The organism is Streptomyces puniciscabiei (assembly GCF_006715785.1).
Taxonomy (GTDB): Bacteria; Actinomycetota; Actinomycetes; order Streptomycetales; family Streptomycetaceae; genus Streptomyces; species Streptomyces puniciscabiei.
Genome location: NZ_VFNX01000002.1, coordinates 936,535 through 957,241, shown reverse-complemented (window position 1 = coordinate 957,241; position 20,707 = coordinate 936,535). Strand labels below are relative to the sequence as shown.

The 20,707-nt window shown below is 71.5% G+C and carries 17 protein-coding genes and 6 pseudogenes; 14 read left to right on the top strand and 9 right to left on the bottom strand.

Annotation, left to right across the window (positions count from 1 at the left end):
- Positions 1–552: 552 nt before the first annotated feature.
- Positions 553–709: pseudogene (locus FB563_RS45645) on the top strand (IS5/IS1182 family transposase); the annotation flags it as partial.
- A gap of 5 nt (positions 710–714) precedes the next feature.
- On the opposite strand, the gene FB563_RS35370 reads toward FB563_RS45645, so the two are convergent.
- A complete protein-coding gene (locus FB563_RS35370; RefSeq protein ID WP_055704730.1) occupies positions 715–1,680 on the bottom strand; it encodes a hypothetical protein in 966 nt (321 codons plus the stop codon).
- 199 nt (positions 1,681–1,879) lie between these two features.
- Here FB563_RS35370 and FB563_RS35365 point away from each other — a divergent pair, with 199 nt between their 5' ends.
- Positions 1,880–2,353: a hypothetical protein gene (locus tag FB563_RS35365; RefSeq protein WP_055704729.1), complete on the top strand. Its 474-nt coding sequence runs from the start codon at positions 1,880–1,882 to the stop codon at positions 2,351–2,353.
- 88 nt (positions 2,354–2,441) lie between these two features.
- Here the strand turns inward: FB563_RS35365 and FB563_RS35360 are convergent, their stop codons facing one another.
- A complete protein-coding gene (locus FB563_RS35360) occupies positions 2,442–2,936 on the bottom strand; it encodes a virginiamycin B lyase family protein (RefSeq protein WP_425281750.1) in 495 nt (164 codons plus the stop codon).
- 750 nt (positions 2,937–3,686) lie between these two features.
- On the opposite strand from FB563_RS35360, the gene FB563_RS35355 reads away from it, so the two are divergent.
- Positions 3,687–4,157 carry a hypothetical protein gene (locus FB563_RS35355; RefSeq protein WP_055704727.1) on the top strand — a complete coding sequence of 157 codons (471 nt, stop codon included), beginning with the start codon at positions 3,687–3,689 and terminating at the stop codon, positions 4,155–4,157.
- Positions 4,158–4,166: 9 nt separating this feature from the next.
- On the opposite strand, the gene FB563_RS35350 is transcribed toward FB563_RS35355, so the two are convergent.
- Both FB563_RS35350 and FB563_RS35345 read right to left on the bottom strand, forming a co-directional pair.
- Positions 4,167–4,484 carry a hypothetical protein gene (locus FB563_RS35350; RefSeq protein ID WP_142219161.1) on the bottom strand — a complete coding sequence of 106 codons (318 nt, stop codon included), beginning with the start codon at positions 4,482–4,484 and terminating at the stop codon, positions 4,167–4,169.
- 49 nt (positions 4,485–4,533) lie between these two features.
- A pseudogene (locus tag FB563_RS35345) lies at positions 4,534–4,966 on the bottom strand (NF041680 family putative transposase); the annotation flags it as partial.
- Positions 4,967–5,238: 272 nt separating this feature from the next.
- Here FB563_RS35345 and FB563_RS44575 point away from each other — a divergent pair.
- Together FB563_RS44575 and FB563_RS35335 are read left to right on the top strand one after the other, a co-directional pair.
- A pseudogene (locus FB563_RS44575) lies at positions 5,239–5,404 on the top strand (TetR/AcrR family transcriptional regulator); the annotation flags it as partial.
- Between the two features lie 1,024 nt (positions 5,405–6,428).
- The gene (locus FB563_RS35335) at positions 6,429–7,178 is read left to right on the top strand and encodes a transposase family protein (RefSeq protein WP_142218408.1); all 750 of its coding nucleotides are present in this window, start codon (positions 6,429–6,431) and stop codon (positions 7,176–7,178) included.
- Positions 7,179–7,399: 221 nt separating this feature from the next.
- On the opposite strand, the gene FB563_RS45310 is transcribed toward FB563_RS35335, so the two are convergent.
- Both FB563_RS45310 and FB563_RS35325 read right to left on the bottom strand, forming a co-directional pair.
- On the bottom strand, positions 7,400–7,600 hold the full coding sequence (locus tag FB563_RS45310) for a helix-turn-helix domain-containing protein (RefSeq protein WP_341874448.1): 201 nt from the start codon (positions 7,598–7,600) through the stop codon (positions 7,400–7,402).
- A 40-nt stretch (positions 7,601–7,640) separates the two neighbouring features.
- Positions 7,641–7,916 (bottom strand): DUF1876 domain-containing protein, encoded by a 276-nt coding sequence (locus tag FB563_RS35325; protein ID WP_142219160.1) that lies wholly within the window; start codon positions 7,914–7,916, stop codon positions 7,641–7,643.
- Positions 7,917–8,197: 281 nt separating this feature from the next.
- Here FB563_RS35325 and FB563_RS35320 point away from each other — a divergent pair.
- Positions 8,198–8,290: pseudogene (locus FB563_RS35320) on the top strand (universal stress protein); the annotation flags it as partial.
- 151 nt (positions 8,291–8,441) lie between these two features.
- Positions 8,442–9,917, top strand: coding sequence for a bifunctional aminoglycoside phosphotransferase/ATP-binding protein (locus FB563_RS35315; RefSeq protein ID WP_142219169.1), 1,476 nt, complete (start codon positions 8,442–8,444; stop codon positions 9,915–9,917).
- Between the two features lie 248 nt (positions 9,918–10,165).
- Here the strand turns inward: FB563_RS35315 and FB563_RS43320 are convergent, their stop codons facing one another.
- Complete coding sequence (locus FB563_RS43320) at positions 10,166–10,306, bottom strand: SHOCT domain-containing protein (protein ID WP_167528544.1); 141 nt, start codon at positions 10,304–10,306, stop codon at positions 10,166–10,168.
- Positions 10,307–10,431: 125 nt separating this feature from the next.
- Positions 10,432–10,560: pseudogene (locus FB563_RS45005) on the bottom strand (CBS domain-containing protein); the annotation flags it as partial.
- 66 nt (positions 10,561–10,626) lie between these two features.
- On the opposite strand from FB563_RS45005, the pseudogene FB563_RS44560 reads away from it, so the two are divergent.
- Positions 10,627–11,356 (top strand): annotated as a pseudogene (locus tag FB563_RS44560) (universal stress protein); the annotation flags it as partial.
- Between the two features lie 110 nt (positions 11,357–11,466).
- A complete protein-coding gene (locus tag FB563_RS35300; protein WP_142219159.1) occupies positions 11,467–12,336 on the top strand; it encodes an NmrA family NAD(P)-binding protein in 870 nt (289 codons plus the stop codon).
- Here the strand turns inward: FB563_RS35300 and FB563_RS35295 are convergent.
- Positions 12,309–12,554 carry a hypothetical protein gene (locus FB563_RS35295; RefSeq protein ID WP_142219158.1) on the bottom strand — a complete coding sequence of 82 codons (246 nt, stop codon included), beginning with the start codon at positions 12,552–12,554 and terminating at the stop codon, positions 12,309–12,311. The genes FB563_RS35300 and FB563_RS35295 overlap by 28 nt on opposite strands.
- 514 nt (positions 12,555–13,068) lie before the next feature.
- Here FB563_RS35295 and FB563_RS35290 point away from each other — a divergent pair.
- The 5 genes from FB563_RS35290 to FB563_RS35270 all read left to right on the top strand — a co-directional run bounded on the left by FB563_RS35290 (position 13,069) and on the right by FB563_RS35270 (position 20,696).
- The gene (locus tag FB563_RS35290; protein WP_244329064.1) at positions 13,069–13,935 is read left to right on the top strand and encodes an oxygenase MpaB family protein; all 867 of its coding nucleotides are present in this window, start codon (positions 13,069–13,071) and stop codon (positions 13,933–13,935) included.
- 115 nt (positions 13,936–14,050) lie between these two features.
- Entirely contained in the window at positions 14,051–16,276 is a 2,226-nt protein-coding gene (locus tag FB563_RS35285; RefSeq protein WP_055704596.1) for a serine/threonine-protein kinase, read from the top strand.
- A 117-nt stretch (positions 16,277–16,393) separates the two neighbouring features.
- On the top strand, positions 16,394–17,959 hold the full coding sequence (locus FB563_RS35280) for a phytoene desaturase family protein (protein ID WP_055704597.1): 1,566 nt from the start codon (positions 16,394–16,396) through the stop codon (positions 17,957–17,959).
- Between the two features lie 77 nt (positions 17,960–18,036).
- Complete coding sequence (locus FB563_RS35275; protein ID WP_055704598.1) at positions 18,037–19,146, top strand: NAD(P)H-dependent flavin oxidoreductase; 1,110 nt, start codon at positions 18,037–18,039, stop codon at positions 19,144–19,146.
- On the top strand, positions 19,143–20,696 hold the full coding sequence (locus FB563_RS35270; RefSeq protein ID WP_055704599.1) for an acyl-CoA synthetase: 1,554 nt from the start codon (positions 19,143–19,145) through the stop codon (positions 20,694–20,696). The genes FB563_RS35275 and FB563_RS35270 overlap by 4 nt, the downstream gene beginning before the upstream one ends.
- Positions 20,697–20,707: the final 11 nt, after the last annotated feature.

The window sequence follows — 20,707 nt, the reverse complement described above, 5'->3', positions numbered from 1 at the left end:
CGCCCGGGCGGAGCGCCGGCTGAAGCCGGACGGCCCGGTGCACGCCGACCTCACCACCCCCCTCGCTGGCCTGCGCACCCTGGGAGGGGAGGTCGGAGACATCGAGGTGCACGCGAAAGGCGTGCATCGTCAGCACGTCGTGTCGGATGTGACCGTCCGCCTGAAAGACGTCACGACGAACGGCGACAGCGCCGGCGGCACCGCAACCGCCATCGTCGGATACGACCAGGTGACCCGGCGCCTGGGCGCGCCGGGCAACGGCCTGACCGCCGGCGGAGAGGACGGCGACCTGATCCTCGCAGGCAGCGTCGGCCGCCTGGGCCTGCCGGTCACCGTGCGGACGACCCTGTCCACGACCGCGCACGCCTTCACCATCACGCCCACCACGGTCAGCGTCCTCGGCCGAAGCGTGCCCGTCGACGACCTCGCCGGGCTGCCGGCCACCTCCGGACTCCGCGACGAACTGGAGCGCAGGACCGTGGCCGTCACCGCACTGCCCCACGGCGTCGCGCTCACATCGGCGCACGCCGCCGCCGACGGCCTCGTCCTCGACTTCTCCATCGCCGCCGGGCCGACACCGAGCGCAGGAGGGAAAGCCTCCTGACCGGCCGGCCGGCCCGGACCGGGTGTTGCCGGTCGCGATGTGCAGCGCACGAACTTGACGTTGCGGCAGGTGGCACCGCTGTTCGGTGTCTCGAAGTCCGTGGCCGCCGGTCAGGACAGTTTCCTCAGGATCGCTCGGGCCTTGTCGGCGGCGGCCTTGCTCTGACGGTGTGCCTCTTCGAGAGCGGTCCGGTTCTTCTGGATCAGGCGTTTCTGGACGCGAATGTCGATCGCGCGGACCGTTGGAACGTAGTGGGTCTTCTCCTTGCACACTGCGTCCGCCACCGCGGTCGCCTTCTCCAGTCCGGAGGGAACATGGGGGTCGCGGTGGGGGTTCTGTTCGAACTCCTTCTCCTCCCGCTTGGGGTCGTTGCGGGCTTCCGAGGGCTTGGCGTAGTGGTAGCCGTGGGCTTTCATGCACGCTGACCAGGCGCGGTCCGCAGCCTTCCACTCGTTCGTCTTCTCGCCCTCGGTGATGCCCGCTCCTTTCACATACAGCACCGGGTCCCGGCGGTCCTGGGGCCGGAAACCGTACAAGGTGCGGTCGGCCTGGCCGAGACAGCCGTGCGGGGGAACGGTGTGCCCATGGACGGTGTTCTTGTTGCGCAGGTACACGAACTCGCCGGTCAGAGCAACGTATTGCGGCAGGGTCCACTTCCGGTCGACGGTCTTCCGGTTCGCTTTCCACTCCAGGTACGCGCCCTGGTAGCCATGGACGGCTGCCTGCTCGGGGTCGCTGACGCCGTATCGGTCGGTGTCGGTGATGACGCTGATGGCGACCAGCCTTCCGGCCTGCTGCGGGGGCATCGGCCACGCCGGCGGCGGGTCGAGGCTCAGCGTACGCAGCTCGGGGAATCCCAGGTCGACCATGCAGGAACGAGCCAGGGCCCACCGGGCCCTGTCCACGGTTTCCTCGTCCGTCTCGCTCAGTTGGAAGCGGTCGACGGGTAAGGCCGAGGAACCAGCGGAGCCGGCCGGCTCTTCGTGCCGCCCGGAGGCCGGCTCAAGGCTGCCGCAAGCGGTGGCGAGGGCGAACACTGCGACGGCCGCCGCGGCGAGAGGGGTGGTCTGGCGCATCCGGACAGCCCACCAGGCGCGGACCACCCCCGCTATGGCGGAAGCCACACCTCCGGCGTTTTGCGGACCGGACCGATGCGGCGAAGGGCCGTCCTTCCGCAGCCGTCTCCAGAGGAACAGCCCTTCGTCATGAGTCGGCCACGGCCGCCACGTCCTCGGATACGCTACGCGTTCGAACGACGCATGGGGGGAGCAACGGATGTTCGACGGACGACTCAGAGCGGCGCTCGGCTTGGCAGCGGTCCTGCTGGCCACGCTCACCGCCTGTGGCCTCGACGGCCCCGATCCCGTCTACGGCCTCAAGGACGACCTCCGGCACATCCCCCGAAAGACCACCCCGGCCACCCGCCCGCACATGGTCAAGCAATGCACGACGAACACCGTCCGTGCCGGCCACTCCTCCACAACCGGCTCCGGCAGCCACCGCCGGACCCGCACCTGGTACACCACCGAACGGCGGCAGAACTGCCACAAGGTGCAGCAGGGCACCGAGACCTACCGCAAGGAGATCCGCCCGGAACGCTGGTGCGTCCGCCTGGACGACGTCAATGGCGACCAGGACCGGGACAACGTCTGGTACCGCGTCGACCGCCGCGACTACAACCGGGTTCAGTTCGCCCGCTACCACACCAGTGTGAAGTTCGTCCCGGCGTCCCAGAGCACCTACTGCTGACCTGGGTGTCCCTGAGTTCATGTTGCAGGGCGATGATTTCAGCAACCACTGGCGAACGCCGGCCGCAACACCAACGACTCGCAGTTCTTCAGTGCGTGGAGTTCGGCGTGCAGGCCAGAGAGCCGTCACTGCCTCCCGTGTTTTTCATCGCTGGTGCCCGGTGGTACGAGATGGCGCCGCTGGAGGTGATCCGTCCGATGGCGTCGGTTTCGCTGAACCAGAGCGCGCCGTCGGGGCCGGGAGTGATCGACCCGGGGGAGGTGGTGGCGGTCGGCCAGATCCTGGTGTGGCCGCGGGAGTCCGTGTAGCCGACTTTGCCGCGTTCGTTGTCGATGGGGGCGGAGGTGAACCACAGGCGTTTGCCCGGGCCGAAGGCAAGCCCGGTGATGTGCGGTGCGAAGTGGGCCAGCGGAATGGGGATGTGGGAGGCCGAGAGCGAGGCGGTGATGTGGACCAGCCGCCATCCGTTGGCGGTGGTGCCGCCGTACCAGATCGAGGCGTCGGTATCCGCGGTGATGGCGTCGGGTGAGCCGTAGACCAAGGGGGGACGGTGTAAGAGAGTGACTTTTCCGTTCGGTGTGATGCGGCCGATGTCGAGTGGGCAGCTGCGTGATCGATGTCAGGGTGCTGGCGCGCCACCAGAACACCCGGGGGGAGAGGCGCCCCGGGCCATCCTCGTAGGCGCCCTGCCCAAACTGTGCCAAGGCGTTGACGGCCTCGGCCACGTGCCTGCCGGCGAGCGGGTGGAACGCGAGGTTGTACCGGTTCGGGACGACCAGCAGCGCACCCTCGTCCGGTATCTCGGGGCCGTCGGCGGCCCGCACCGCCTCGTCGAAGACGAGCACCTTGCTGGCCGCGAATACCGACTCCGGGTGGCAGGTGTCGTAGTTGACCGGCTCGCTGAGCAAGTTGGTACGCGCCGAGGCCGCGAGGGTGTCCCACTTGTGGCCAGCGGTTGCAGGTGGCTGAACTGCCCTCCTGCTTCCATAGGGCATCGATTCCTCGGCGACCAGACTCAGGTACACGCTGCGCACGGGGTTCGGGGCAGTGCTGTGGTCTGCGCGGGTTGGCAGGTCGCTCATACGCGGTTCCTTGGGGTATGCGGCCACGGCGGGGTGCCGGACGCACATCGGTGGGTTGGTCCGTCGCGCGGCTCACAGGTGGAGCAGCACACATTGACAAGATCACGCAGCCCCGCGCCGTCGCACCGTGGCGCCGACGGCGAGGGTCCGCCCGGCCGGGAGGATCGGAGCACTACTGAAAGCGCCGCCGCGTACCTCGCCGTCCGCCGACCTCACCACCGAAACCGATATCCGAGAGGACCCGACACCTGATGTCGATATGGCCTTCGATCGTTGCCGTACTCGGTACCCTCGCCGGTGCCCTGACCGCCGGACTCCTCCAGCACCGCTCGGCACGCAGCGCACGCGTCGAGGAGCGCGCCGACAGCCACCGCCAGGACCAACTCAGTGCCGTCACCGACTTCGCGGCCGCCCTGGACGCGCACCGCTCGGCGATGTTTCACCGGGAGCGTCTGGCCCTGACCGAGGCAGGCACCGAGCATCAGCTGGAGGCCCAGACGAGGTCACACGACACCAGGGCGGCAATCACAGCGCCCCACATCCGCCTTCAGGTCCTGGTCCCCGAGCTGGCCGGCCCCGCCCAGCAGGCCGCAGATGCCACGTACGCGCTGCGCAAGGCCACCGACCGGACCGAGTTGGACGCCCGGCGGCAGGCGGCCAAGGAAGCATCCGTCGCCTTCATCGCCGCGGCCGCCGCCCTGCTGAACCCCAACAACCGCTGAGCTTGTCGTTTAACCACAGGCGTTCGACGGGGTCGCGGCAACGGTGACCTGGGCGGTCCAGGACCCGTGTTCCCGGGGCGGATCCCAGGTCACGTCGACAGGTACTTCGTGGAAGTCGTGTGCCAGCCCCACCACCATGGCCGCCGCGGCGGCCCGTGCCTCGGCTGGTCCGGCGTTGACCGGGACGCCGGCGAGGCGCCCGCAGAGCATCCCGCCTTCAACGGTGAGGACACTGTGCCGCCAGCCTTCCGGCGTCGCCAGTAGGACGATGCCCTTCGGCATGCCGAAGGGAGGTCGCCTCTTCTTCTCCCGCTTTCGTCTCACCATGGAGCCATCCAACCTCGTCGGCTTCCTGACGGTTCAGGCGGGCAGAGCTTCAGGTCCCGCGGCGGGGGTTGGTGCCGACTTTGTGGTGGGCGGGACGGCTGAACGCCTCGCCGGTGGCGAGGACCCGCCTGACGTCGTGACGGAAGGTCGGTAGCTGGTTATTCGAGCCTGGCGGCCTGCCGGGGCCGGGGCAGGTCGGTTTCGGTGCACCAGCCGGGGAGCCGGTCTTCGCGTGTGCAGGTTCCTGAACGCTCTGCAGACGCGGGCGGGCGTGAGCTTGTTGACTCGGTCGGCTTCTCCCAGGGCCTGCGGAGGTCGGTGGCCAGTGGTCGGGCGAGCCGGAGCTGGGCATAGGGAGCGATCACGAGCCAGGTCCAGCGGTCGGCTGCTTCCGAGCTGCGAAGCCGGGGCTTGGTCCAACCTAGGGTCTGCTTGAGCAGGCGGAATGTGCGCTCGATGTCGAAGCGGCGAAGGAAGCACTGCGGACGACCTGCCCCGGGTGCCCGGTCATCACGGTGAACCAGTGGCCGTACAGCGCTCGTGAGCACTCCGGAAGAACAACCCAGCCTCGAGTACGCCCGTGCCGCGGCGGCGGCGATCCGGGCCGGGTCGCCGCCGTGGTCGATGTCGCCCTGGCGGCCGTCGACGTCGCCGCGACTGTGTCCGTGATGAACGGCGGCTGCCGGTTCCACCGTCGGCACCTGCTCGCCGAAGCCCGCCGTCATCTCGCTCTCGACCTGCGTGGCCGCCGCCGAGGGGCTTGGAGCGGTTCCGTGTCGCGGTGCTCGGCGCCGATCCCGAACACTTCCCCCGCCCTGGCCCACTTCGCCCGCGACATCCGCCCCCTGGGAGCAGACCGCCGCGCCGCATTCGAAGAAATCCCCGCCGCCCAACTCGCTCACTCGAGGCCCAGTTCCCCTGACACGCCTGATCCCGGATGCCATGCGGTCATGTCGCGCCGCTGCCCCAGGCCCGGTTACCCGAAAGCCGAATGCAGGAGCAGCGGCCGAGGAAGTTGATGTGGTCATACCAGGGGTGACTGGGCCTTCTGGGCCGTGGGCATGACCTCGGGCATGGGGATGTCCGGTCCGCCGGCGTACTTCGTCCAGGCGTAGCCGGACTGGTTGTCGGACCGGTGCAAGAAAGCCGTTGGTCCCCGCGAAGAGGACGAAATATCGCTAGCCGTGACGGTACCCGAAGGGCTTGCAGGCATGTTGGGTACGTGCAGGCGGGTCTGGGCATGGAGGTCGGTGTCGGCCCGGGGGTTGAGGGGCATCTGTGTCAGGGGCGTACGTGAACGCGATGGCCACGGTGCCCTCTCCGCCGGATCTGCACTCACCGCCGGTACAGATCACCCCGATCATGACACCGCGCGGAAGCGGCCTCGCTTCAGCAGCCGGCGCAAACCGCCCCGAACCTGCACCGCCGGTGGGCTCACTGACCGGTGCTTCAGTCTTGGGGACAGACCAAGCTGCTACCGAAAGAGCCCTCCCGCCCGCTGCATGAAGGAGGACGTGTGCGCTGAAACGGGAGACACCGTCAGAGGTGATCGGCATGCTGGATGGTCATGGCGGCTGATTCGTTGAATGGCAGCAACGGTACGGGTGGTGCGGTCGGCAGAGGCGACATCCCATCAAGCGGCTTCCTCACGAAGATGTGGGGCAGCAGGCTCATAGTGGCGTTGGCCAGCCTTGCTTGCCTGGTCGCGGCAGCCGCAGCGGTCGTGCCTGTGGCGTCGGCTCCCGGCATCCGTGAATCCCCGCGACTGTCCGCAAGCGCGGTCGCCGGCGGGCCGTCCCTTTCCAATGGGCGGACAGTGCGGATCAGTGAGCCTTTTCAGCGTGGCCACCGATCGGGTGATGACCTTGGTGCCCGCAACGGACAGGGCTCCCGTGCCGTTGGGTGAGGTGTTCGAAGTCTCAACCTGCCGGTCCAGGAGCCCTGTTGGTTCCCTATCCTGCCGCACTCGACCTGCCTCATGCGCTGGTCGAGTGGGTCACGATGCTTATCGTCACCCGCGAGGGTGACCGCCGCTGCAAGCTCCCGCCGCACCAGCGCGCCCTCGTCGCTCTCGCCTACCTGCGCAAGCACGAGACTCTCGCGCAGATCGCCGCCGGGTTCGGCATATCCGTCGGCACCGCCCACGCCTACACCACCGCCGTCGTGCGGCTCCTCGCCGACCGGGCGCCGGGCCTGCTCAAGACCCTGCGCGAGCACGACCCGGACTACGTACTCCTGGACGGCACCCTCAGCGAGTGCGACCGCCTGGGCGACGGACGCGCCGATTACTCCCACAAGCACCGGCGCCACGGCGTGAACGTGCAGGTCGTCACCGATCCCGTAGGCCAGCTTCTGTGGATCTCGCCGGCCTTGCCGGGCCGTGCTCACGATCTGACCGCCGCACGCACCCACCGCATCATCCGAATCTGCGAACGCCAGGGCGTCCCGATCGTCGCCGACCGCGCCTACATCGGCGCCGGCTCCTGGGCCACCACCGCCATCCGCCGCCCGCCCAACGGCGAACTGTCACCGACCGAGCGGACGCTGAACCGGGCACTCGCCCAGGCCCGCGCTCCCGTCGAACGAGGTGTCGCCCGCCTGAAGTCCTGGCGGATCTTCCGCCGCAGCCGCTGCAGCCCGAACCGCATGACGGACATCGCCGCCGCAGTCCTCACCCTGGAGAGGCAACGTTGAAAAGGCTCAGTGATCCAGCGGCCCTCTGGGAAGGATGCCGACGTGACGTCGTGGTTGGGGATGGGCCATTGGAGGCAACCGGAGGAGGAAGGGGCGTCGTCAGTGCAGGCAGGGAGGCCTTCGAATCTGTACCGATGTGCCAAGAATCCTCGGCAGACAGCTCCCCATACTGCTGAATGTGGTTGGCAAAAGTGCAGGTCAGCGCAGTGCTCCGGAGACACCTAGCGTCTGTGGTCACACACGTCGATGACGAGGACAGTGTGCGCGGCCTCGAACAGCTGCTGCCCGGCGACCGAGGTGCCCAGGGCGTCCGCCGGCCTGTTGAGCGTCGCCGAGGTCGGGTCGGCAGGCCCTTCCTCCAGGTGGGCCAGGTAGCCGGGCGCCATCCGGGCCCGGCCTGCTGTTTCCTCCGGGGCCGGCACGTCGTAGGGGGGAGTCGGGTGTGGCGTCCGAGGCCGGACCTCAAGCGGTCCGAGGGCTGTTGGGCCGGCGTGCCGCCACGCCTTGCATGTCGCGCTCGGCGGTCTCCAGCAGCTGGTGAGCCAGATCGACCATGGCCCTGCCCGCCGCCAGCTCGTCGCCGATCTCCGGCACGTTCATGTCCGCCGGATGGCAGTGCGCGGTTCCGCGGCCGGTGAGCGCCGTGGTGCCGGTGTCCAGCACCAGGTGCGCCTTCGTCGTTCCGTCGTCGTCCTCGAAGAGGTCGAGACGTACCTTCCACTGTCCTGTGTGCGACATCGCCCTCTCCTTGCCTTCGCGATGCGGTCACGTCCGGAAAGACCTCCGAGCCCCCTGTCGCCCAAGGGCGGTCGCCGCGTCACCGTGCGACACCTCCTCTCCGCCGCCTGCCACGGCCGCGGCCCGCCTCTCCACGGGTCCACATGCGCCGTGGCCAAGCGAGGGGGATCCTCGAATGGGAGAACGCGTCGCGCCCGGTATGCAGGCGACGTCCGGACCATCCACACGGTCGGACTCGTCCACCGTCCCCTCCAGCTTCTTACGAGACGGAGGCCGCCGCCATGCAACCAGTCGTCACCGTGGGCCTCGACGGCTCGCCCGAAAGTCCGGCCGCCGCACCTCGGACCGCCGACGAGGCCGAGAGGCGCGAACTCGCCCGGTTGGCGCGGGCCGCCGTCCATCACGGGCGCTGCCCGGTCGCTGTCGGTGCTCATGACTGAGCCAAGCCTCCACCAGCCGCGGGCCGGCACGCCCGCCCCCACGTCGGGTGGCCGGGACGACGGCGTGGCCCTGTCGCGCGCCGGGGTGTGTGAGACCCACACCGCGACGCTGTTCTTCGTGGGCGACCGGGCCTACAAGGTGAAGAAGCCGGTCGATCTGGGATTCCTGGACTACACCACGGTCGAGGCACGCCGGGCCGGGTGCGAGCGGGAAATAGCCCTCAACCGCCGGTTCGCCCCCGACGTCTACGTGGGTCTGGGCGAATTCCGCAGCCCTGAGGGGAAGACACCCGAACCGCTCGTGGTGATGCGCCGCATGCCGGAGGAACGCCGCCTCTCCCGCCTGGTGCGGGTGGGCGTTGCCGTCGACGACGTCCTGCGCACCGTCGCCCGGCAGCTGGCCGCGTGGCACGCGGCTGCCCCCCGCGGCCGCGACGTGGACGAACAGGGCACGCGCGATGCGCTGTCGGCACGTTGGGAGGCGAGTTTCGCGCAGGTTCACGCGCTGGCGGCGGAGGGCGTCGTGCTCGACTGCCTGACGGAGACCGAACAGCTGGTGCGGCGCTATCTCGCCGGTCGCGAGCGGCTGTTCGACACCCGCATCGAGCAAGGACGGGTCGTCGACGGTCACGGCGACCTGCTCGCCGAGGACGTCTTCTGTCTCGACGACGGTCCACGCGTCCTGGACTGCCTGGAGTTCGACGACCGTCTCCGCTATGTCGACGGCCTGGACGACGCCGCCTTCCTCGCCATGGATCTGGAGCAGCTCGGAGCCCCTCAGGCGGCGACGTTTTTCCTTGCCCGGTACGGCGAGTACTCAGGGGATCCCGCGCCCCCTTCCCTGTGGCACCACTACGTCGCCTACCGCGCCTTCGTCCGTGCCAAGGTCTCTGCGATCCAGACGCGCCAGGGCGCCGCCGGTTCCGAAACGGCGTCGCGGCGGCTCGCTTCCATGGCGTTGCGCCACCTGCGTACCTCCGCCGTCGGCCTCACCCTTGTCGGCGGACTGCCGGGCAGCGGGAAGTCGACGCTCTCGGGAGCCCTGGCCGACCGGCTGGGGGTCACCCTGCTCAGCAGCGACCGCGTCCGCAAGGAGCTGGCGGGCATCCCGGCGGAGCAGTCCGCCGCGGCGGGCTACGGCGAGGGGCTGTACACGCCCGAGTGGACGGCCCGGACGTACGCCGCACTGCTCGACCGCGCAGCCGTACTGCTCGCCTCCGGCGAATCGGTGGTCCTCGACGCCACCTGGTCCGATGCCGCACAGCGCGAAGCCGCTGTCCGCGCGGCCGAACGCGCCGACGCCGACCTGGTCGCGCTGCACTGCCACGTGCCGGGCGACGTGTCGGCGGCCCGGCTGCGCACGCGCGCCCCCGGCCCGTCCGACGCCGGCCCCGAGATCGTCAGCGCCATGGCCGCGAGGGAACCGCCGTGGCCCGAAGCCGTACCGGTCGACACCAGCGGTGCGCTGGAGTCCGCCGTCGCTCAGGCGCTGGCGGCCGTACGCCCGTGGGGCACCGGTCAGGCACCGGTCTTCCGCCGCCCGTACAGGGGACCGGACTGAGGCGTGCGGGTGGCCGCGTTGCCCAGGGGCACGGCGAGGACGACCGTGGAGGTGGGGGGAACGAGGGGGACCTCCTGGGACACCGTCCCCGATCTCCACACCGTGGTGTTCGCACAGGGCATCGCCACGGGCGCCCTCAAAGTCGTTCTGCGCCGCGAGTGAGGTCCGGGCACCGGTGCGAGCAGTCGTCTGTCCTGGCAGACGTGGTACGCCGTCTCACCGTGAGTCCACTGTGTCGCAGGACACGGTCACCGGGGTTTCGGCCTGTGGGCGGCGAGCCGTTCGTGCGCCTCGGTGTAGGTGTCCGCGTCGATCTCGCCCGAGGCGAAGCGGCGGTCGAGGATCTCCTCCGGTGTCTCTCGTGGCGGCTGCCCCGGGCTTTGCCCCATGCCGCTGAGGGCCCATGCTCGGCTCCGGCCTCAGGAGGCGGCCCCGGCGGCTCCTGCAGCACGCTCCAGGCGACCGGACCCAGCAGGTCGGCGAACCGGCGGAAGAGATCGAGGAACAGGTCGTCGACCGTCAGCACGCCCACCACCCGGCCCGCGTCCAGGACCGGAAGGCGACGGACCCCGGTGCGGCGGAACGTCCGGTAGGCCACCTGGAGGTCGTCGACGGCCTCAACCGTGACGACGCGCGGCGACATGACGGCATCGGCCCGGGCCCTCGGGCCCAGGCCGCCTCCCAGGCCACGGACGGCGAGGTCGCGGTCGGCGTTTCCGTGGCCTCCGACCTCGGTGCGCCGTCGGAGGAGGTGATGGCCGAGGACATCGTCGGAACTGCGGAGCGGCGTGCTCGCCGCCGGCAGCCGGGTGTGGAGGTGACCACCGACGTGCTGCCCGAGGAGCCGGGGTACGCACTGGTGCGGGAGAGCCGCAACGCTGTGGTGATGGTGCTGGGCCGGCGCGGTCGCAGCGGCGTGACCGGGGCATTCCTCGGCTCGGTCAGCGTCGCTGTAGCAGGGCACGCGCACTGTCCCGTGATCGTGCTGCGCGGGAGCCACGACAACCGGGCAGGCTCTGGGGCGCGCGGTCGCATCGTTCTGGGTGTGGGGGAGAGGTCCCCGGGTTCGGCCGTGGCACGGTTCGCGTGCGAAGAGGCCCTGCTGCGCGGGGTCCCGATCGAGGCCGTACGGGCCTGGCGCCGGCCCCTGCACGAGCCCGCCGCTGTTGGTCGGCGAGCCGGCCCACTTGCAGGAGCAGCGGGCTGTGGAAATGGTGGAGGAGGCGCTGCGGGACGCCCCCTCCGACTTGCAGGTGGCACGGCGTGCGGTCGAGGGCCACGCGCGCGACGTCCTGCCGGCCGTGTCCCATGAGGCCGACCTGCTCGTCGTCGGTGCCCGGCGGCGCCAGGGCCACTTCGGGCTCCAACTGGGTCGTGTCGCCCACGGCGTGCTCCACCACGCGGCCTCCCCGGTGGCGGTCGTACCTGAGCCCGGCTGATCCCCGCACGTACGGCGGCCGCCGCACACACGGTGAGCCAAGGAGACAGGAGGTGTCCGGATTGGCCTCTAGCGTCGTGATGCCGGAACCCGCCGAAAGGAGACCAAGCCATGCGCATCGCAGTCACGACGCCCACCGGCAACGTGGGACGGCACGTGGTCGCCATGCTCCTGCGAGCCGGAGTCCGCCCACGGGTACTCGCGCGCGAACCCGGCCGGCTCGCCCCCGACATGCGCCACGAGGTCGACGCGGTCCAGGTGGACCAGCGCGACGCCGAGGCGGTCGTCGCCGCCACTGCCGGGGTCGACGCGCTGTTCTGGGTGGATCCCCCGTCGTCGGGCGAAGATCCGCTCGCGGACTACGAGTTGGCCACGGAGGCTCTGGTGAGCGCCGTCAGGACGAACGGCATCGAGCGGACGGTCTTCCAGAGCAGCGTCGGCGCCGAAAAGCGCGACGGAGCCGGCGAGATCGACGGCCTCGCGGGCACCGAGCTCGCCCTCGACGCCCTCGGTGCCACCGTCACACACCTGCGCTGCGGCTACTTCTTCACCAACCTGGAGCTCCAGCTCCAGGCCGTACGCTCCGGCGTCATACCCGTGATCCTGCCCCTGGACCAGCCTCTCGCCTGGGTGGCGCCGCGCGACATAGCGGAGGTCGCCGTGACACGGCTGCTGTCGACCGACTGGTCCGGACGCTGTGTCCAGGCCGTGCACGGTCCGGCCGACCTCACCTGGCCGCAGGCCGCCGAGATCGTGTCCGCCGCCATCGGTCGTCCGCTGCGCGTCGAGCGGATCAGCGACGACGCGATGCGGAACCTGCTGCGCGCATCCGGGATGACCGACGGCCTGGTCGAGGCGGTCATCGGGATGTCGACCGGCCTGCGGGACGGCTTCGTCCCGGAACAGCCGCGAACTCCGTACACCACCACGCCCACCACGCTGGCGGCCTGGGCCTACGACGTGCTCCGTCCCCGGTTGTGACCCGACGGGCTGCCCGCGCGGGCAGGCCGGTCGTCGGCCACCGTGAAGTCCGCCGCCACGCGCGGCTGTTGGGCTCCTTCGCGCGGTGCGGGGTGGTGGGGCGCGGCGGGGTCTCGGCGGGCCCCCGGCCAGGCCAGGTCGCGGGTGACGCCGGCGACGGCGAGGATGCCGATGACACCTCCCTCGTCGAGAACCACCGCGCGGCGCACGGGGCTCATCTCCAGTCATGGCAGCAGGTCGGGCGCCGGCTCCTCGGACCCGGCCGAGAGGTCAGGAGAGGTGACGATGACACGGACACGTCCCGCGACGGTCACCCCGGTGCGTCTGTGCGCCGGCGGAACCCGCTGCGGCGGCACAGCGATGTGGCCGAGGCCTGGATCCTGCTCGTCCCCCGGGTGATCGCTCTACTCGCCAGGGGTTCTCGCCGTGCACGCCGTCCTCACCGTTCAAGCGGCGAGGGTCCCGGCTGCCGTTCGCCGGACCGACGCGGACGGCTCGGCGCACACGGGAGACGAGCCCGCGCCCGTCACCGGGACCGCGGCGCCCTTGCAGACGGTCGTGACCGGCGCCCTTGTCGCTCCGCCGGGTCGCTGCCTGCTGGTCTGCGTGTGGGCGCCGGGCAGGCCACGTCCGGGCTCTTCCCTCCTGCCGTCTCACCCTTCGCGGCGAGTGAATGATCCACTGGCAAACCGGGCAGATACTCAGGTCGACGGCGACACGAGGTGACAACCAATGGCTGTGATCACACCTTTGGGCATGGGCGACCCCGGGCTGTTCACGCCGAACTCGGTGACCTGGCAGATGCACGGCGACCCGATGATGTGGGTCGCCGGCATCCGCGCGCTCTACCTCCAGGCCCTGCACCCGCGCGCGGTGCGCGGCGTCCTGCAGAACTCCGACTTCCGGCGCGACGCGTGGGGCCGGCTGATGCGCACCGCGAACTTCGTCGGGACGACGACGTACGGCACCACAGAGGCCGCCGAACGGGCCGGCGCACGGGTGCGGAAGATCCACCGCATGCTGACGGCGACCGACCCGGAGACCGGCGAGCGGTACGGCGTCGACGAACCCGGGCTGCTGCTCTGGGTGCACTGCGCGGAGATCGACTCCTATCTGCACGTCCTGCGGCGCTCCGGCTTCCCGCTCACCGACGCCCAGGCCGACCGGTACATGGCCGAACACCGGGTCAGCGCCCGCCTGGTGGGCCTCGAGCCGGAGACCGTACCGGCGAGCCGGGCCGAACTCGCCGCGTACTTCGAGAAGGTGCGGCCACAACTGGCGGCGGGACCCGAGGCACGCGAGGTGGACGACTTCCTCCTCCGGCCGCCGACGCATCCCCTTCTCATCCCGGCGCGCGAGGTGCTGTGGCGGCGCGTGGCCCAACTGGCGTACGCCGCACTGCCGCCGTACGCCCATGAGCTGTACGGCAGACCGGCCCCCGCACCCACCGTCGTCACCCGCCGGCTGCGGGCCATGGGCGCGCTGCTGCGCGGCATTCCCGCACGTCTGCGCTGGCAGCTGCCGCCCAAACACATCCTGCGGGCCATGGCGCGGCTCGGACCGGCGGCGCGTCCGGCACCGTACAAAGTCGGACGATAGGCCGCCATACTGGACGAGCAGGGGGGTGTTGCGCGGATCGGGCCGGTGCGTGGGGCGCGGCTCGGGGCCGGCCTCCTGGCGGCGGGGCGGACGGCGACGGGGGCGGCGGATCGCTATGGGGGAGAACAGGCTGGTTCAGGGCCGGTACCGGCTGCTCGACCTGATCGGGCGGGGCGGTATGGGCGAGGTGTGGCGGGCCCGGGACGAATCCCTGGGCCGGCAGGTCGCGGTCAAGTGCCTCAAGCCGCTCGGCCCGCACCACGACCCGTCCCTCGCCCAGGTCCTGCGCGAGCGCTTCCGCCGAGAGGCCCGGGTGGCCGCCGGCCTCTCGCACCGCGGGGTGACCGTCGTCCACGACTTCGGCGAGTCCGACGGGGTCCCGTATCTGGTGATGGAACTCCTCGAGGGCCGCGATCTGAGCCGGCTGCTGCAGGACAACAAGGGTCATCCGCTGCCGGTGGACGACGTGGAGGACATCGCCGCCCAGGTCGCCGCCGCTCTCGCCTACACCCATCAACAGGGCATAGTCCACCGCGACTTGAAACCGGCCAACATCGTCCGGCTCACCGACGGAACGGTGAAGATCTGCGACTTCGGTATCGCCCGCCTCGGCCACGACATCGGCTTCACCACCCGGCTGACCGGCACCGGGGTCGCGCTGGGCACCCCGCACTACATGTCTCCGGAACAGATCGGCGGCGATGCGGTGGACCGGCGCAGCGACCTGTACTCGCTGGGCTGCGTGCTGTACGAAATCGCCACCGGCGCACCGCCGTTCGACCTGGAGGACGCCTGGGCGATCCTCGTCGGCCACCGCGACACCCCGCCCCGGCCCCCACGCGAGGTGCGCCCGGAGCTGCCCGGCCGCCTCGAGCGGATCATCCTCGACCTGCTGGCCAAACGGCCCGAGGAACGGCCCTGCGACGCGGGGGAGTTGGCCCGCCGGATCCGGGAGCCACGCGGGGCGGCCGCCTCCATCCCGGCCGCGGAGATCCCGCAGGTGACCGGCGCCGCCCGCCTGCCGTCCTGGACGTGCGGCATGACCACCGGCCACAAGGCGCTGGGTGCCGGGCCCGGTGCCTTGCCGCCGGACCCGGGGGCGGCCCTGTCGGGCCGATGGAAGGTGCCCCGGCGGGACACGCCGCCAAGGGGCGCGGGGCTGTACCCGACAGGCGACTGTCGTCGCGAGGGAGGACCCCCCGGGTTCGAGCGGAGCCGAGAACGTGGGGGAGCGACCAGCCACCACGGCCCCCGGGACGCTCGGCGGCCCGTACCGCCCCTCCCCGCGGAGCGCCCGGCACCACCCGTGGAGCGCACCGGGCCCGACCACCCCGAGGCCCTGGCCGGCCGCTACGAGGCCGCCTTCGCGCTCGTCCGCGCCGGCCGGGTCGCCGAGGCGCTGGCCGCCTACACGGATCTCGCGGCGGCCCGGGCCCGCGTCCTCGGCCCCGACCACCCCGACACGCTCGCCGTCCGCCAGGAGACCGCCTATGCGCTGGGCCGTCTGGGCCGTCACTTCGAGGCCCACCAGGTGTACGCGGAGGTGCTGGCCGCCCGGGTGCGCGTCATGGGCCCCGACCACCCCGACACCCTGCGCTGCCGCCACAACCTCGCCTGCACCCTCGGCCGGCTCGGCCGCCTGGACGACGCCTGCCGCACGGCCCGGGAGGTGGCCGCGGCCCGGGCCCGGGTGCTCGGCCCCGACCACCCCGAAACGCTCGTATCGCGCTGTGAACTTGCCTACGCCCAGGGGCAGTCGGGCCACTGGGAGGAGGCGCTGCGCATCTACCGGGAGGTCGCCGGGGCCAGAGCGCGCGTCCTCGGCGCCGACCACCCCGACACCCTCGCCGCCCGCTACGAGACCGCCCTCAGCCTCGGCCGCCTCGGCCGCAGCGCGGACGCCCTGCACGTGTACCGCGAGCTGATCGTGGACCGCACCCGCGTCCAGGGCCCTCACCACCCCGAGACCCTGCGCGCCCGGCACGGCCTCGGGGTCAACCTCGGCCGGCTGGGCCACTGGGCGGAGGCCCTCGCCGAGGCCCGGGACGTCTGCCTGCTCCGCGAGCAGGTCCTCGGGCCCGCCCACCCCGACACGCTCGTCAGCCGCCGCGAGATCGCGGTCGCCCTCGGCTGGCTGGGGCGCTGGGCCGAGGCCCTGACCGAGTACCGGCGGGTCGCCGCCACCCGCGAACAGCTCCTCGGCGCCGACCACCCCGACACCCTCGCCGCCCGCAACGACGAGGCCCACTGCCTGGAACGGCTCGGCCGGGGCGCGGAGGCGGTCGAGCTCTACCGGAGCGTGGCGGTGTTGCGGCAGCAACGGGCGTTCGGCGGCCACTGAGCCGGGCCTGCCCCCAGCGGCGGTTCCCGGGTCGGGCGGTTTCGGATGCGGCCCTCCCTGTCGCATCCCGTCGGCACGCCTCTGGCCGCCGTAGATCACCACGTGTTACGAAGGACCATGCCTGCCAACGAGGGAACCCGGACGTACGACGCCGTCATCGTCGGCGGCGGCCACAACGGCCTGGTCGCCGCCGCCTACCTGGCCCGGGCGGGCCGCTCCGTGCTGGTGCTGGAACGGCTCGGGCACACCGGCGGCGCCGCCGTCTCCACCCGCCCGTTCGCCGGGGTGGACGCCCGTCTGTCGCGCTACTCCTACCTGGTCAGCCTGCTGCCGCAGAAGATCGTGCGCGACCTCGGTCTGGACTTCCGGGTGCGCGGGCGCACCATCTCCTCGTACACGCCCGTGGAGCGCGGCGGACGCCACACCGGACTCCTCGTCGGCGGCGGCGAGCAGCGCACCCGGGAGGCCTTCGCCCGGCTGACCGGCGGCGAGCGCGAGTACGAGGCCTGGCAGCGCTTCTACGGCATGACCACGCGCGTCGCCGAACGCGTCTTCCCGACCCTCACCGAACCGCTGCCCACCCGCGACGAACTGCGCCGCCGCATCGACGACGAGACGGCCTGGCGAGCCCTGTTCGAGGAGCCGATCGGGGTCGCCGTCGAGGAGAACTTCGGGGACGACCTGGTCCGGGGCGTGGTCCTGACCGACGCCCTGATCGGCACCTTCGCCGACGCCCATGACCCCTCCCTCACCCAGAACCGCTGCTTCCTCTACCACGTCATCGGCGGCGGCACCGGCGCCTGGGACGTGCCCGTCGGCGGCATGGGCGCCCTCACCGACGCCCTGGCAGCCGCGGCCCGCGCGGCGGGCGCGGTCATCGCGACCGGACACGAGGCGGTCCGCATCGCCACCGACGGACACACCGCCGAGGTCACCTACCGCACGGCCGACGGCGAGGGCGTCGCCGCCGCCCGGCACGTCCTGGTGAACGCCTCTCCGCAGGAGCTGGCCGGCCTGACGGGAGACCCGTCGCCCGAGCCTCCCGAGGGTGCCCAGCTCAAGGTCAACATGCTGCTCACCCGGCTGCCCCGGCTGCGCGACACGGCCGTCGACCCGCGCGAGGCCTTCGCCGGCACCTTCCACATCGCCGAGGGCTACCGGCAGCTCGCCACCGCCCACGCCCAGGCCGCTGCCGGTGAACTCCCCGCCGTGCCGCCCTCGGAGATCTACTGCCACTCCCTGACCGACCCCACCATCCTCGGCCCCGAGCTCGCCGGGCGCGGCTACCAGACCCTCACCCTGTTCGGCCTGCACACCCCCGCCCGGCTCTTCGACCGGGACAACGACGCCGTACGCGAGGAGCTGCTGAAGTCCACCCTCGCCCAGCTCGACGCCCACCTCGCCGAACCCCTCGCCGACTGCCTGGCCACCGACGCCGACGGCCGCCCCTGCATCGAGGCCAAGACCCCGCTCGACCTCGAACGCGACCTGCGGCTGCCCGGCGGCAACATCTTCCACCGCGCCCTGTCCTGGCCCTACGTCCAGGAGGGGACGGGCCGTTGGGGAGTGGAGACCCGGCACGCGAACGTGCTGCTGTGCGGCTCGGGCGCGGTGCGCGGGGGAGGGGTGAGCGGGGTACCGGGACACAATGCGGCGATGGCGGTGCTGGAGGCCGCCTCGTGAGGCGCCGCCCGAAAAGAATCTGACGGAACGTCAGAAATCCTCTTCCGTCGTCCGGCCGGCTGCGGCATCCTGCGCCCATGCAGACGGAGCTGAGCAGGAAACTGGGAGTCGAGCACGCCGTCTTCGGCTTCACGCCGTTCCCCGCCGTCGCCGCGGCCATCAGCCGGGCCGGCGGCTTCGGCGTGCTCGGCGCGGTCCGCTACACCGCCCCCGACGACCTCAAGCGCGACCTCGACTGGCTCGACGAGCACGCCGGCGGCCGGCCCTACGGGCTGGACGTCGTCATGCCGGCGAAGAAGGTCGAGGGCGTGACCGAGGCGGAGGTCGAGGCGATGATCCCCGAGGGGCACCGGCAGTTCGTGCGGGACACCCTCGCCAAGTACGGCGTCGCCGAACTGGCCGAGGGCGAGGCGTCCGGGTGGCGCATCACCGGATGGATGGAGCAGGTCGCCCGCACCCAGCTCGACGTCGCCTTCGACTACCCGATCAAGCTGCTCGCCAACGCCCTCGGCTCGCCGCCCCCCGACGTCGTCGCCCGCGCCCACGACCGGGGCGTGCTGGTCGCCGCCCTCGCCGGCAGCGCCCGGCACGCCCGCAAGCACCAGGAGGCGGGCATCGACATCGTCGTCGCGCAGGGCTACGAGGCCGGCGGTCACACCGGCGAGATCGCCACCATGGTGCTCACCCCCGAGATCGTGGACGCCGTCGACCCGCTGCCCGTCCTGGCCGCGGGCGGCATCGGCAGCGGGCAACAGGTGGCTGCCGCACTCACACTCGGCGCGCAGGGTGTGTGGCTTGGCTCGATATGGCTGACCACCACAGAAGCCGACCTGCACTCGCCCGCCCTGACCCGCAAGCTGCTCGCCGCCGGGTCCGGCGACACCGTCCGCTCCCGTGCCCTCACGGGCAAGCCCGCACGCCAGCTGCGTACCGAGTGGACCGACGCCTGGGACGACCCGGCCGGTCCCGGCACCCTGCCCATGCCGCTGCAGGGGCTGCTGGTGGCCGAGGCGGTGTCCCGGATCCAGAAGTACGAGGTCGAACCGCTGCTCGGCACGCCGGTCGGGCAGATCGTCGGCCGGATGAGCAGCGAACGCAGCGTCCAGGCCGTCTTCGACGACCTCACCCGCGGCTTCGAGAAGGCCGTGGACCGCATCAACCGCATCGCCGGAAGGAGCGGCAAGTGACCAGCACGCCCCCCGCCGGATTCTGGGCCCAGGCCACGGGCGACCCCGACCGCACGGTGCTCATCGCCCCCGACGGCGAGGAGTGGACCGCCGGACGGCTGCACGGCGCCGCCAACCGGCTCGTCCACGGCCTGCGCGCGGCCGGCCTGGAGCGCGGCGACGCCTTCGCCGTCGTCCTGCCGAACGGCGTCGAGTTCCTCACCGCCTACCTGGCCGCCACCCAGGCCGGCCTCTATCTGGTCCCGGTCAACCACCACCTGGTCGGCCCCGAGATCGCCTGGATCGTCGCCGACTCCGGCGCCAAGGTGCTCATCGCGCACGAGCGGTTCGGCGACGCGGCGCGCCGGGCCGCCGACGAGGCCGGGCTGCCGGGCACGCACCGGTACGCGGTCGGCGCGGTCGAGGGCTTCCGGCCGTACGCCCACCTGCTGGACGGGCGACCGGAGTCCGCACCCGACGGCCGGGAACTCGGCTGGGTCATGAACTACACCTCCGGTACGACCGGACGCCCGCGCGGCATTCGCCGCCCGCTGCCCGGCAAGATCCCCGAGGAGGCCTACCTGGGCGGTTTCCTCGGGATCTTCGGCATCAAGCCCTTCGACGACAACGTCCACCTGGTCTGCTCGCCGCTGTACCACACGGCGGTCCTGCAGTTCGCGGGCGCGTCCCTGCACATCGGCCACCGTCTGGTCCTGATGGACAGGTGGACCCCGCAGGAGATGCTGCGCCTGATCGACACCCACCGGTGCACGCACACCCATATGGTCCCGACCCAGTTCCACCGGCTCCTCGCCCTCCCCGACGAGGTGAAGGCCCGCTACGACGTCTCGTCCATGCGGCACGCCATCCACGGCGCCGCCCCCTGCCCGGACCACGTCAAGCGGGCCATGATCGACTGGTGGGGCCACTGTGTGGAGGAGTACTACGCGGCCAGCGAGGGCGGTGGTGCCTTCGCCACCGCCGAGGACTGGCTGAAGAAGCCCGGCACCGTCGGCAAGGCCTGGCCCATCAGCGAGCTGGCGGTCTTCGACGACGACGGCAACCGGCTCCCCGCGGGTCAACTGGGCACGGTCTACATGAAGATGAGCACGGGCGGCTTCTCGTACCACAAGGACGAGGACAAGACCCGCAAGAACCGCATCGGCGACTTCTTCACCGTCGGCGACCTCGGCTACCTGGACGAGGACGGCTACCTCTTCCTCCGCGACCGCAAGATCGACATGATCATCTCCGGCGGGGTCAACATCTACCCGGCCGAGATCGAGTCCGTGCTGCTCTCCCACCCGGCCGTCGCCGACGCGGCCGCCTTCGGCATCCCGCACGACGACTGGGGCGAGGAGGTCAAGGCCGTGGTCGAACCCGCCCCCGGCCACGAGCCCGGCCCGGCCCTCGCCGCCGCCCTCCTCGACCACTGCACGGAACGGCTGGCCGGCTACAAGCGGCCCAAGAGCGTCGACTTCATCACCGAGATGCCCCGCGACCCCAACGGCAAGCTGTACAAGCGGCGGTTGCGGGAGCCGTACTGGGAGGGGCGGGCGCGGGCGGTGTGACCACGGGCGCC